The organism is Arsenicitalea aurantiaca (assembly GCF_003994485.1).
GTDB lineage: Bacteria > Pseudomonadota > Alphaproteobacteria > Rhizobiales > Devosiaceae > Arsenicitalea > Arsenicitalea aurantiaca.
Map to the genome: position 1 here is coordinate 41,180 of NZ_RZNJ01000008.1, position 13,045 is coordinate 54,224.

13 protein-coding genes are annotated in these 13,045 nt (G+C 63.5%); 3 read left to right on the plus strand and 10 right to left on the minus strand.

The genetic code is table 11. From position 1 onward, the window contains the following. Positions 1-6: 6 nt before the first annotated feature. The 5 genes from EMQ25_RS17015 to EMQ25_RS17035 form a co-directional block, all read right to left on the minus strand. Positions 7-1,086: an ABC transporter ATP-binding protein gene (locus EMQ25_RS17015; RefSeq protein ID WP_127189813.1), complete on the minus strand. Its 1,080-nt coding sequence runs from the start codon at positions 1,084-1,086 to the stop codon at positions 7-9. Between the two features lie 3 nt (positions 1,087-1,089). Beyond that, complete coding sequence (locus tag EMQ25_RS17020; RefSeq protein WP_127189814.1) at positions 1,090-1,911, minus strand: ABC transporter permease; 822 nt, start codon at positions 1,909-1,911, stop codon at positions 1,090-1,092. After that, on the minus strand, positions 1,911-2,819 hold the full coding sequence (locus EMQ25_RS17025; RefSeq protein WP_158626127.1) for an ABC transporter permease: 909 nt from the start codon (positions 2,817-2,819) through the stop codon (positions 1,911-1,913). The genes EMQ25_RS17020 and EMQ25_RS17025 overlap by 1 nt, the downstream gene beginning before the upstream one ends. A gap of 62 nt (positions 2,820-2,881) precedes the next feature. Continuing rightward, entirely contained in the window at positions 2,882-3,988 is a 1,107-nt protein-coding gene (locus tag EMQ25_RS17030; protein ID WP_127189816.1) for an ABC transporter substrate-binding protein, read from the minus strand. 22 nt (positions 3,989-4,010) lie between these two features. Then, the gene (locus EMQ25_RS17035; protein ID WP_127189817.1) at positions 4,011-5,114 is read right to left on the minus strand and encodes a mandelate racemase/muconate lactonizing enzyme family protein; all 1,104 of its coding nucleotides are present in this window, start codon (positions 5,112-5,114) and stop codon (positions 4,011-4,013) included. A 161-nt stretch (positions 5,115-5,275) separates the two neighbouring features. Between EMQ25_RS17035 and EMQ25_RS17040 the strand changes: the two genes are divergently transcribed. From EMQ25_RS17040 to EMQ25_RS17050, 3 genes are all read left to right on the plus strand, one after another. Further along, the gene (locus EMQ25_RS17040) at positions 5,276-6,229 is read left to right on the plus strand and encodes a LysR family transcriptional regulator (RefSeq protein WP_127189818.1); all 954 of its coding nucleotides are present in this window, start codon (positions 5,276-5,278) and stop codon (positions 6,227-6,229) included. Positions 6,230-6,396: 167 nt separating this feature from the next. Then, positions 6,397-7,053 (plus strand): DUF998 domain-containing protein, encoded by a 657-nt coding sequence (locus EMQ25_RS17045; protein ID WP_158626128.1) that lies wholly within the window; start codon positions 6,397-6,399, stop codon positions 7,051-7,053. Positions 7,054-7,184: 131 nt separating this feature from the next. Further along, the gene (locus EMQ25_RS17050; RefSeq protein ID WP_127189820.1) at positions 7,185-7,952 is read left to right on the plus strand and encodes a DUF6544 family protein; all 768 of its coding nucleotides are present in this window, start codon (positions 7,185-7,187) and stop codon (positions 7,950-7,952) included. 74 nt (positions 7,953-8,026) lie between these two features. On the opposite strand, the gene EMQ25_RS17055 is transcribed toward EMQ25_RS17050, so the two are convergent. The 5 genes from EMQ25_RS17055 to EMQ25_RS17075 are packed head-to-tail and all read right to left on the minus strand — an operon-like array spanning position 8,027 to position 12,636. After that, positions 8,027-8,968, minus strand: coding sequence for an amidohydrolase family protein (locus EMQ25_RS17055; RefSeq protein WP_127189821.1), 942 nt, complete (start codon positions 8,966-8,968; stop codon positions 8,027-8,029). Between the two features lie 11 nt (positions 8,969-8,979). Further along, a complete protein-coding gene (locus tag EMQ25_RS17060; protein ID WP_204570082.1) occupies positions 8,980-9,717 on the minus strand; it encodes an ABC transporter ATP-binding protein in 738 nt (245 codons plus the stop codon). Position 9,718: 1 nt separating this feature from the next. After that, positions 9,719-10,546 carry an ABC transporter permease gene (locus EMQ25_RS17065; protein WP_127189823.1) on the minus strand — a complete coding sequence of 276 codons (828 nt, stop codon included), beginning with the start codon at positions 10,544-10,546 and terminating at the stop codon, positions 9,719-9,721. Continuing rightward, positions 10,543-11,604 carry an ABC transporter substrate-binding protein gene (locus tag EMQ25_RS17070; RefSeq protein WP_127189824.1) on the minus strand — a complete coding sequence of 354 codons (1,062 nt, stop codon included), beginning with the start codon at positions 11,602-11,604 and terminating at the stop codon, positions 10,543-10,545. The genes EMQ25_RS17065 and EMQ25_RS17070 overlap by 4 nt, the downstream gene beginning before the upstream one ends. Before the next feature lie 57 nt (positions 11,605-11,661). Then, entirely contained in the window at positions 11,662-12,636 is a 975-nt protein-coding gene (locus EMQ25_RS17075) for an aliphatic sulfonate ABC transporter substrate-binding protein (protein WP_127189825.1), read from the minus strand. Positions 12,637-13,045 lie beyond the last annotated feature (409 nt).

Below are 13,045 nucleotides of genomic sequence, written 5' to 3' on the forward strand. Positions count from 1 at the left end.
CTAGGGTCAGGAGCGAGGCACGGCATGGGCGGCGGCGAAAGTCAGGCCGACCCGCTGGCCGGCAGCGATGCCGGCGACATGCCGGGCGGGAACCTCGGCGCGCAGGCTGCCCAGCCCATCGCTTTCCAGGTCGACGAGAACCGTCGTGCCCTGAAAAATCATATCCAGGACGGTCGCGCCCGACCCGTCCGAACTCCCCTCGCCCGTGATGATGTGGATGTTTTCCGGACGCACACACATCCAGATGTCGGCTCCATCGGCGAGGCCCGGGACCACGGTATTGAGGCGGACGTGCACGTCACTGCCGGTCCGAGCGGCGGCCTCACCGTTTACAACCTCAAGCCGTGCCGGCACGAGGTTGTTGGCACCCACAAAGCGCGCGGCAAATTCGGTGGCCGGTTCGTCGTAGAGCATTTGCGGCGAGCCGATCTGCTCGATCCGTCCACTGTTCATCAGCACGATGCGATCACTCATGACCAGGGCTTCGATCTGGTCATGGGTCACGAATACGGTGGTCTGGTGCGACTGACGCTGGATATTGCGTAGATCCAGCCGCACTTCTTCTCGCAGCTTGGCGTCCAGGTTCGACAGCGGCTCATCGAGCAGGACCAGGTCGGGCGAGAAAGCCAATGCACGCGCTACGGCCACGCGCTGTTGCTGGCCACCGCTCAGCTGCTCCGGCTTTCGGTTTCCCATGCCCTGCAGGCGCACCAGCGCCAGCATCTCCTCGACGCGCTCGGCCTGTCTTGCGGCAGGCCACCTACGCATTCTCAGACCGAAAGCGATGTTCTCGCGGACAGTCATGTGCGGAAAGAGGGCATAATTCTGGAAGACGAGACCGATGTTGCGACGGCTGGGCGGCAGGGTGTCGATGCGCCTCTCGCCAAAGTAGATTTCTCCCGATTCCTGGGTCAGCAGCCCTGCCACGATCTTCAGGGTCGTCGTCTTGCCGCACCCGCTCGGGCCGAGGAAGGTCAGGAACTCGCCCGCCTCGATATCAAGCGACAGGTTTTCAAGGGCGACGAAGCCGCCGAAGCGCTTATGCAGATTGGCCAACCGGACGGGTCGCGCTTGCTCGGGGGACATGGCTTAACCCTTCCTCGATACAGTGCTTCCAGCCAGGTATTTCGGCCCCAGGGTCAGGGCGACGATGACGTAGAAGGCAATGGAAATGTAGATCATGATGGAGGCCATCGCGACGGAGTGCGGCATGATCCCGCGATCGATGATGTCGGAGAAAAGCCGTACTGCGATGGGCGAGGCGTTCGGCCCCGAGATGAAGAACAGCAACTCGAACGTGACCATGTTGCTGATGAATATGAAGAGGGCGGCCGTTGCGAGCCCGGGGGCCATCAGCGGCATCAGGATCAGAACGAGCGCCTGGAGCTTGTTGGCCCCCATGGTCTCGGCCGCCAGCTCATATTCTTCGGGCAGCCCTTCGAGCAGCGCCTCGGTGAAACGCAGGCCCATGGCAAGACTGAGTGAAAGCATCGCCAGCAGCATGCCGAGCCATGTCCTTGCCAGCCCGATCTGCAGGTAGAGCGTCAGCAACGCGATACCCAGGATAATGTGCGGCACGACATCGGGCAGCAGAACCACATTGCTGAGGAACCGCCGTTCAGCGAGCTTTCCGCGTACCATGGCCCAGGCCGCCGGAACCGACACCAGAAGGGCGGTCACCGTTGCAACGACCGAAATCTGAACGGTGAACCACAGGGAATTCCAGTAGCGGTCAGGGATTGCCTCGTAGGCTGACACGTTCAGGTTGCTCACGTCCGTCGTGATGCTGATGGTGCCCTGGAACGACGAAAGCAGGATCAAAGACAGCGGGAACAGCAGCCATGTCACAATCGCGACGACATAGACTGTCCATCCCAGATTGGCGAAGACGCGCAGAAGGCCACGGGGCATCAGGACCTCCGACCGTAGCGGACGAGCACCAACTGCGCGGCCACGGTTACGGAGATGGCGATAACCGTCACGATTATGGCCTGGGCGTAGGCGAGGTGGTGCTGCTGCAGCGTCAGCAGGTTGCTGGCGATGATTATGGAGATCATGTAGGGGACGCGCCCGTTGAGGATCACCGGCACGGAATAGGCCGTGATGATGGTGGTGAAGATGAGCGCACTGGCAGCGATGATCCCCGGCACGGCGAGCGGCAGAGTGATCTCCCGGAAGGCACGAAGCGGCGAAGCCCCCATGCTGACGGCGGCCTGCTCGAGCTGTCGGTCTACCGACATCAACACCCCGGATAGCACGGCCGTCGCAACCACGATCCCCGAATAGCCGAAGGCGATGGCCTGGCCTGGCCAGTCGAACAGGAAGAAAATGGGCCCATCGACTATGCCAAGGGCATTGAGCGCCTGGATCAGGACACCGGTGACCGGCGCCATGAGCAGGATCATGGCGTAGCCCACGACCACGAAGGGCAGCATGCGCGGCACGCTGATGACCGGCATGATGACGTTGCGCAGCAGCGTCTTGCGCGCCAGCAGATATGCCAGGGGCATTGCAAGGATGATGGAGGTGACGGTGACGCCCAGCGCGATCGACAGGGTCGTCCCCAGCGTGCGCAGGAAGAACGGATCCGTCAACGTCGCGATGTAGTAGCGGAGCGAGAAGCCACCGTCGCGCTGATCCTGAAGCGAAAGCCACAAGAGCAGCCCCATCGGCACCAGGGTGATGCACACCGTCGTAAGAATGGCGGGCAGGGCGCACAGCCGATAGAGCATCTCACGACGACGGCGCCGCTTTCGGGTCAGGTCGCTGATTGCGGTCGCGGCCCCGACGGCCATCGTCTTCCCGCTATCGGTCGTCATCTGGTGAATATCCCCAATATGGCAACTGGGCGGGGACCGGGCCCCGCCCTCTCGCTTGACCGTTATTGCCCCTGAATGACTACGCGGTTGTAGAATCCGAGGAAGGCTTGGTTGTATTCCGGGCTCTGCGCGAGATCTCGGAAGGTGTCGACCCAGATGATGTCGGCATTGGACCTGAAGGAATCCCATTCCTCGCTCGGATCCTCGCCCTCCTGGCGGAAGCGGCTGACCCAGCCCAGTTCGTCACCTGCTTTGCCGGCCTCGGCGGAGTGGAAGTACTTCACCCATTCGATCGCGGCGATCGGGTTCTGGGTCGAGCTGGCAACCACTGGACCGGTCGCAACGGCAGCAGGGACGCCTTCCACAGGATAGACGGTATGCACCTGCACGCCGGCCATGCGTTCCATGACGCCGCTGTGCCACCACCAGTTCGAGATCAGGGCCTCACCGCGGGCCAGCAGCGGACGGATGCTGCCGCTGCCCTGCGTGAGGGTCAAAGCGTTGTCGGCCCAGTCGCGCACTTTCTCGAAAGCAGGCCGGGCAGCCTCTTCATCGAACTCACCGTCGACGAACCAAGTATTCCAGTCCGAACCCACGACCGCCGCCGCTGCGGCTACGACATTGTAACCTGAACCCACCGCAACGGCCGACTCGAAAGTCGTGCGCCGGGCGAATTCCGGATTGCCCAGATCATCCCATGAGGTCACTGAACCTTCGGGCAGGCTGTCCTGCACGACAAGCACGGATGCGGCCAGTTCCATGGGAAGGCTAAAGCCGCCGGTATTCATGGCAGCCAGGCCGTCCGCATCGAACCGTGCCCACTCTTCAGGCGTGTACTGCTCCTGCAGGTTCAGCCAGCGGCCATCGGGCGCGCTCTGGCGCACATTCTCCGTATAAAGCTGATAGACGTCGCCGCTGGGATTGGGCCATTCGGTGTTGAAGGTCACCCACGAGGTTGCAGCCGATCCGGATACCAGTTGCACGTCGATATCGACGCCGTACTTCTCCTTCATCATGCTGACATAGCCGTCGACAATGGCATTGGACATCTCGTCGGGCGAGCCGGTGCCAGAGTAGACGTTGAGCTGGTTGCCCACCTCCTGGGCCATAGCCGAGCCCGCAAGCATGAGCGCAGCGAACAACGGCAGGATACGTCTGATAGGCTTCATTTCACTCTCCTCCTAGTGTGCTTCAGCAAACGACGCTATGCGCGACCCGGTACCGTTCGACTGCCTGGTCCTGAATCTCCACCCCTAGACCCGGCGTGCTGAATGGCGTGATTGAACCGTCCGCGTTGAGGTCCAGCCGCTGGTCGAACATGACGTCCTTCAGCCGGTTGAGGCTGTTGTCGTAATATTCGACAATCAGGCCGTTGGGCACGGCAGCCACCAGCTGTGTATGGATTTCCTGATCGCCATGCGGGGCGACCGGAATGTGCTTGGCCTGGGCATAGTGGGCGCATTTCGCCCATTCGGTGATGCCGCCCAGGATTTGCGCATCGGCGTTGATGACGTCGGCAGCGCTGGCATCGATCAGATCGCGAAAACCCCAGAGGGTGTATTCGTTCTCCCCGCTGGCCACCGGCGTCCGCGTCCGCCCGGCCAGGTCGGCCGCGCCCTTCAGATCATCAGGGCTGAGGGGTTCCTCGTACCAGTAGATATCGCGCTCATCGAGCGCTGCAGCCATCTTCTCTGCGGTGATCCGGTCATAGGCATTGTTGACGTCGACCAGAAGCCCGACATCGGGCCCGATGGCGGTGCGCACGGCGTCGATACGCGCCAGATCCTCTGCGACCGACACAGCGCCGATCTTCATCTTGAGCGCTCGCGCGCCCCCTTCGACATGACCTGAAACTTCACGCTGCAGGTCTTCCAGCGACTTGCCTTCGCCATAATAGCCACCGGCCTTATACGCGGGAACGGAGTCATGAAACCCGCCGAGCAGCCGGTGCACCGACATGCCCGCCTCTTTGCCGAGCCCGTCCCACACTGCGATGTCCAGCGCGCTGAGCGCCCGCTGCTCCAGCCCGCGGCGGCCGAACAGTTTGGGCTGGTACATCCGGGCCCAGAGCCGTTCTGCATTGAGCTCCTGGCCGATCAGCATGGCCGCAATTGCTTCAGCTGCCGTGAACACGATCTTTTCGCCGTGCGTCCAGCCGATGGCGCTGATCCCGTTACTCAGTTCGAGCCTGCATGCCACGATCTGTGTGGCCGTGTAGGTGTAGAGGCCGTTCGTGATCGGCGCTTCGAGCGGCGCGGAGTAAGCTGAAACGGCGACGGACTTGATTGTTGGCATGTTGCATCAGATGACCTCCAGTTATAGCTGGGTCACCTCTCCTCCCTTGATGTCGCGCAGGCGGATAGACCCGCCTCTTGTTTTGCACAGACGTTAGGGTGGACACAGATGCGCATCCAATACTAAGTTGGCCATAAGGTATAAGCTGAGGTTATACGGGCATGGAGCCGATCAAGGCCAGTTTCCGACACCTGGCTGGGCCGGTCATCGGTCATCAACGCCTATCGGTGCGGCACTTGGAAGTCTTCTGGGCGGTCATGCGCACCGGCAGCCAGAGCGGGGCCGCCGAGTTGCTGGGTATATCTCAGCCGGCCGTCAGCAAGATGCTGAGCTATGTCGAGCAGCGCACGGAAATTACCCTGTTCTTCCGGTCCAGAGGCAAACTTATCCCTTCGGATGAGGCGCACATTTTTTTTCATTCGATCGAGGAGATTTTTGACCGGGTCTACAAGACCGAAACGCTTCTCGACGATCTCCGTTATCGTGCGGCGGGCGAGATTTCGGTCGCGTTTGCCCCAGGCATCGGCGGCGAACTGATCGGAGCTTTCCTTGCTGCCTTCAGAGAAGCCCATCCGCTCTCCCATGTTCGCGTAAAGCTGCTTAACCCCCCGGTCATCCTGGAGCGGACCACGCGCCGCGAGATCGACATAGGCGTCTATCATGGTCCCATGGGTGACGTGTCCGTCACCTCCGTGGTTCTGTCGGAAGATGTGGTGGTCTGCATTCTCCCCCGGGGACATCGGCTTTGCGACGCGGATGTCGTCACGCCAGCCGACCTGCGTTCAGAGAATATCCTGTCAGGCTCATCCATCGGCCCGGAAACCTGGATGCACGCGCTTCATGGGGCGCTGAACGAACACGGTCTGCGCTGCAAACCCCTCATCGAGAGCATTCATCCCCATCTGCTCTACGAGTTCGTGAGCAAGGGGCTGGGCATTGCCCTTACGCCTCCTGTGCCTGTCCTCGCTGAACGACTTGGCGTGGTCGAAAGGCCTTTCGAGCCGACGATCAAAGCACCGCTCTTTGCCGTCATGCCGGTCGGACGTCCCCCGGCGCAGACCGCGACCTCGCTTATCCGCAGCATGCAAAAAGTACTCGAGAGACTGAGCCGCTGAAACCCATGTCCGCTGCGGGTGCCTTGAGCACCGCTAGTCGTGTGGCAAGTTGTTCAGACACGGTCATGCAGCCCGTCCGAAAGCTGGGTGACGTCGTCGATTGACGCGGGTCAACCGCCATAAGGTCCAGGCGCACTAGCATGGCAGGGCGTTCGTGGAGAAAACCCATGGCCCTGACACGCGTCTTACTGGCATGCGGCATCGTCGGCGCGGTCTTCTTCCTCGCGATGGATGTCGTCGCCTCGTTCTGGCTTTACCCCGGCTACGACTATACCGCGCAGCAGGTCAGTGAGCTGTCCGCCATCGGCGCACCGTCTCGCGACTTCTGGATGACGATGGGCATTCCTTACGCCGCGCTGTCTTTCGCCTTCGCTCTGGGCGTGTGGCGGGCCGGCGCGGGGCGGAGGCGCATCACGGCCACCGCAGTGCTGCTCGCCCTCTTTGCCTTCAATTCCCTCGTCTGGGGCTGGGTCGCACCCATGCACATGCGCGGCGCGGCCTTTTCCGGTACGGATGCCATGCACATTGTCCTGACCGTCGTGGCCGTCGCGCTGATGGCCCTGTTCATGATTGTTGGTGGCAGCGCGTTCGGGCGCGGCTTTCGCCTGTTCTCGATGCTCACGCTGGCGGCAATGCTTGTCGCAGGCGGCGTGGTCGGCACGCAAATCCCCGCCATCGCCCAGGGCCTGCCAACGCCGTGGATGGGCCTTGTCGAACGCATCAGCGTCTACGCGCCCTCGCTCTGGATCACGGTGCTCGCCTTCATGCTGCTGCGTGAGACCGCGCCGGATTGGCCGGCAAAGTCCAGGACAGTGAACGCATAGCCCCTGGTCCCGCGGCCGATCAGATTGCGGACGCTTCGAGTACTTGGGAATGCCGATGAGGGAGGCCGACTATTTTCTGGGTTGTGGCAGGTGTCGGCCTTCTGGCCCTCGGCTACGGTTTGACGGCCCGGATGACCAGCCTGACCCGGGCCTTCGAGACCCGAAGAACCGAAGCGATCGCCGTTCCCCGCAAGGCGGCTGGCCTCTTGACTGAAGCCGACATCGCCCATCTGCCCCCGCCCGTCCGGCGTTACGTTGCGCTGACCGGCTCGATCGGACGGAAAATGGTCACCGAAGTCACGCTCGGGTTCGATGCAACGATGTATTCTGCCCCCGGCGCGGCCGGCATGACCGGGCCGGTGACGCAATATGAGCGTTTCGATCTGCCCCAACGGCTATTCCTGATGAGAACGAGGATGAACGGTCTGCCCGTCGCGGTGCTGCATGACTTCGCCGCCGATCACGCGACAATGCGCGTGCGCCTCGCCGGGCTGGTCAACATCGTCGATGTCGCCGGGCCGGAACTCACCAGAACCGAAACGGTCACGATCCTGAACGACCTCTGCGTCTTTGCGCCCTCCCGCCTTGTCGACCCCCGTCTGACCTGGATCCCGATCGATGACACACGGGCCCGTGTGGCTTTCGCCCTTGGGCCCAATACCGTCTCGGCGGAACTGATATTCAATGAGGCGGGCGAGCTCGTGGATTTCGTCTCTGATGACCGCGGCATGCTCGAAGAGAATGGCGCCCTGCGCCTGTTGCGCTGGACCACGCCGCTCTCGGTCTATCGCAATTTCGGCGGATGGCGTCTGGCCAGCGAAGGCGAGGCCATATGGCATTTGCCCGAGGGGCCGTTCAGGTATGGCCGCATGCGGCTCACGCACTACGAGGCGCGGTGATCAGGGTCGCAGAGCGCTGGTTTTCGATCGGCCGGCTCCCCGCAGAGTGCGCTCGGCAAGGAGCCTGATAGAGCTCAGAGATTGACCAGCAGTCCGAGCAGGTTGTCACGGGCGACGGCCTGCTGCTGGCTTTCGTCAAGGCCCGCTGCGGTAAGCGAGGCGCGCAGCCGCTCCCGGATGGGCGCCTCGGAAACGATCGGCCAGTCGCTCCCGGCGATGATCTGCGAGGGACCGAGCGTGTCCACGAAGGCCCGTATCAGCACCGGATCGAACCCCATCGTCTCGACATGGACCTGCCGCCGCAGGATCGCGAGCCGGTCGAGATCGTCGGCCTGCTCGGCGCCGAAGGCAGCAGTCAGCAGGATCGACGCGACCGCGAGCCCGGTGAGGACGATGCGCAGATCGGGCAGGTCCCTCAGGATGCCAGCCTCGAGCAGCGCGATGAGGGTCGCGCTGTTGATCGTGCCGCGCGCAAAGAGCGTTCCAAGCCGTCCATAGGGCTCCATCCGGTCCGTCAGGGGTTGCAGGTTGATCGGATGCACGAAAACCGGCACCCCGAGCGCCGCTGCCGTCTCGAGCACGGGACGCGCCTCAGGCGCATCGAGCAACAGGTCGCCCCGGGCGCTTGGCACGAAGAGGCCGTGCAATCCCAGATTGCGGATCGCATGCTCGAGCTCGCGCGCCCCGTGGTCACCCCCGAACGCATCCACGCTCGCGAGCGCATGGATCTGGCCGGGATGGCGCCCACAGAGCGCCGACAGGTGCTCGTTGATCTGTCGATAACGGTCCGGCGGGACCTCGCCGTTCTCGTCGGCGAGAAACTCGGCCGGGGTGGAGACCACCCGTCCGACGAGGTCGCCGCTCCTGACATGGGCCAGCAGCGCCTCTTCGTCCTGAACAAGACGGTTGAGGCGCGCCCAGCGCCGGCGGTTCTCGCTGTTGCCGCGCCGGTCGGTCGTGAGCACGAGATCGGGATGGGCGTAATGGGTATGGAAGTCGATGATTTCGAGGGTCATGTAATCTGGCCTCAGGCTGCCAGGTCGGCGGCACCAAACAGGGTTTCGAGAATTTCGGCCTTGTGGGCCTGGAATGGCGCCCCGGTGCGATGTCTCGGCTTGGGCAGATCGATGGCGATGTCGCGCACGATGCGCGCGGGCGGCCCATCGAGCACGATGATACGATCGGAGAGCACGAGCGCTTCCTCGATGTCGTGGGTGATCAGCAGCACATTGGGTACCTCGTCCCCGACGATATCGAGCAGGTGATCCTGCATCTTCACCCGTGTCAGCGGGTCGAGCGCGGCAAACGGCTCATCGAGCAGCAGCAGGCGCGGCTTTGCGACGAGGGCCCGGGCGATGCCGACCCGCTGGGCCATGCCGCCGGAAAGCTGCTTGGGCAGTGCGTCCGCGAAGTCAAAGAGGTTGACGCGCCTGAGCGCCGCATCGACCGCTTCCTGGCGCTGGGCGCGCGGCAGGTGCCAGAGCCCGAGCCCGACATTGTCCCGCACGCTGGCCCAGGGCAGCAGTCGCGGCTCCTGAAAGACCACCGCGATATCGCTGCGCGCCCCGGTGACCGGATCGCCATCGAGTTCCATGGTGCCCCAGGTGATCGCCTCGAGCCCGGCGATCAGCCGCAGCAAGGTGCTCTTGCCACAGCCGCTCGGCCCCACGACACCGAGCACGTGCTCGGTCCCGAACGAGAAGCTCAACGGGCCCAGGGCCCGGAAGGCGTCGAAGGATTTGACGAGGCTCTTGGCTGAAAACAACTCACTCTCCCGTATGCAGGGTGTCCTGCCAGGCAAGGACATGGCGGGCTATGGTGGAGATGGCGATGTCGGTGATCTTGCCGCACAGGGCAAAGATGATCATGCAGGCCATGACGAGCGCCGGGCGCCCCGTCATCTGCCCGTCGAGCAGGAGGAAGCCGATACCGCTGCTGGCGCCCATCAGTTCAGCGGCGACGAGCACGATCCAGGCTATGCCCATGGATTGGCGAAGCCCGACGAAATAGGAGGGTAGGCTCGCCGGCAGGAGGATCCGCGTCATCATGCGCAGCCCGGACAAGCGGTTGACCCGTCCCACCTCGATCAACTTGCGATCGACCCCCGCGACCCCGGCCATCGTATTGAGATAGACCGGAAAGAAGGTGACCAGGGCGATCAGCGCATATTTGGAAGACTCTCCGATCCCGAACCAGAGGATGAACATGGGCGACCAGGCAAGCCCCGGAATGGTCCGGAGCGCATGGATGGTGGGATCAACGACCCGCCGCCAGCCGAGCAGATAGCCCGTAAGCACCCCGAGCACCGTCGCCGCCGACACCCCGAGCGCAAACCCGATGCCCGCTCGCGCGATCGAGGTCGAGAGATGGCGCTGCAGCTCGCCCGTCGAAACGAGCCGCACGAGCCAGTTCAGCACCTCGAGCGGCTGGGGCAGCAGATAGGCCGGCACGCGTCCCGATACGGCCGTCAGGTGCCAGGCTGCGATGATCGAAGCCGGCAGGATCAGTGCTATGCCGAGACGCCTGAGACGCTCCAGCAGCGCCCCGTTGAACTGTCCCGACCGCTTGTCGATTGCGATGGCCTGGTCGCTCATGCGCTGGCCCGCAATCTGGCCGGCGCCGCGTCGAGCCGTTCGCTGACCCGCCGGAGCGGGCCGTGATCGATGAAGGCGCCGAAATCGACGGGCGCGTCGATGAAGCCGTGCGTCAGCAAATGGTCGTGCTGGCTCTGCAGCTTGGCGACGCGTCCCTCGGAGAGGTCGAGATCGAGCCGCTCGTGGATCGTGCCGGTAAAGGCGGCATCGACGAGATCCTCGGCGAGCCCGGTTTCCCCGGCAATGATGCGCTTGGCCTCGAGCGCGTTGCCGGCGGCCCATTGCGAGGCGATGATGGTCTCTTCGAGCCATGCATCCACGATATCGGGTCGCTCGTCGAGCAGTTCCCCGGTGACCGTGAGCGGCAGCGGAGCGTCATTATTGACCCAGGCGTCGGTGTCATGGCTCGCAAAGATCGCGCGCGCACCGGTGAATGCCTGCACGATCGTGCCGATGCTGCCCTGGCTATAGATCGCATCGACCTCCCCCCGGATGAGCGCCAGTGCTTCCTCGCGCTGGTGCCCGAGCATGAACGAGCCGTCCCAGAGGCTGTCATCGGCGCCGCCGCTGCTTCGGGACCCCGACACATAGCTGCGATCGATCAGGATTTGCGTCTCGAGCGTTTCGGCGAGATCGATACCCGCCGAGCCCAGCACGTCGACAAACCCCCGCAGGACGGTCGTGCGCCAGAAATCGGTCGGATCATTGCGTCGCACCGGGATCGAGATGCGTTTGCCACGCAGATCGGCCAGAGTGGTGATATCGCTGTCGGGCCGGACGAGGATGACGCGAAGGCTTGGATTGTCGGAAAGCCCGATCACCCGGACATCCTTGCCGCGTGCCCGCGAGAAGATCGGCGGGGTGTTGCCGCCCTGCCGGAAGAAGGCGGAGAGGGTCTGATCGAAGTGGGACTGCCGCACGGCCGGATCCTTCGATTCCAGCAGCGAATGGGCACTGGCGCCAAGCCCGGCGAGCGCGGCCTGGATGCGGCCGGTGCGGATGGCGATGCTGAATGCGGTGGGAACCGGGCAGCGGGTGTACCAGACGGCCTTGGTCATGAGCGTGTCCTCGATGAATGAACGGGGGGCCGCCGGCGGGGCGCCGACGGCGCACTTTCAGCGCGCAAGCACCGCATCGATGAATTCGGGCGCGAAGAGGCTTTGGGCCGTCGCCTCGAGATCGGCATCCTCGGGGATCGAGCCCGACTGGCGCAGGACGTCGCCGGCCGCGACGACATTGGCGAAGTCGGCGTCGGTGATCTGGTACTGGTCGAGGATATTGCGGGCGAAGGCGCGTTCGGCCACATCGGGCTCGAGCCCGCCCGCCTCGGCATAGAGCGCTTTGGCTTCGTCGGGGTTTTCGGCGATGTATTCTGTCGCCCAGACAATGCCCTGCAACACCAGCTCCACATATTGCGGGTAGCGGGCGACGAAATCGGCATGAGCATTGAGGACGCCCCCGGTGATCAGGTTCTGATCGCGATGGAAGACGACTGCGCCGCGTAGCTCGGCGATCGAGAAATCCGGATCCAGCGCAGCCCATGCATCGACCTGGCCGGATTCCAGCGCCTGCCGACCCTCCGGATGCTGCAGCGGCACCACTTCTACTTCGCTCTCGGCAATGCCGGCCTCGGCAAGCGCGCGCTGCAGGAACAGGTAAGGCTCGGTTGCGCGGGTTGCGGCGACCTTGCGTCCGGGAAGATCCTCGACCGAGCTGATGCCGGAATCGGGGAGGGTCAGCAGGGCGGTGGATTCCCCGCGCGAGAGCCATGCGACGATCTTGTTCGGCGCGCCGTTGGCATGGCCGAGGAATGCCGCCGAGCCTGCCGACGAACCAAAATCGATACTGCCGCTGCGCAGGAATTCGAGCGTCTGGTTGCTGCCGCGGGTCAGAATCCACTCGACCGCGATGCCATCGTCCGCAAGCTGCTCCTCGAGCCAGCCGGTTTCCTTCAGCACCAGCGTGCTGGGGGTGGCATAGCCATATCCGATCGCGATGCGCTCGGGATGCTCCTGTGCGGAGACGGGCATGGCGACCAGCGGCAGAAATGCCAGGCCAAGGGCAATGAGGGTACGTCTTCTGATCGTCATGAAATTCGTCCTTGCGATGATCCCCGCTCCGGCGAGGCAGCTCGAACGATACGAAAGAGCATTAAGTCTATAAAGATTATATAGTTTAAGCTTGGAGCGATCGGGAGAGTTTTTTCCTCAGCGTTCGCGGCTGCGAGAAAAGCCCGCGTTCCCGCTGTGCCGCCCTTTGCGCAGGCCGTTGCCCGGCCTCGCCGTCACGCCCGATCGGAGCGGAGCGTAATCCCGTCGATGCCGGCAGCGACCTCCCGCATCCGGTCAATAATGGCCCTCGTGGGCGAGGCCAGAGGCCGGCCGAGGGCCGTAACGATGCTCCATCGAAACGGGATCGAGAACGAGAGCGGGATCATCCGCACGCCCTGAAGCGGCAGCCCCAAAGCAGTCAGCCGCCTCGCAGCAAGACTTGAGACAT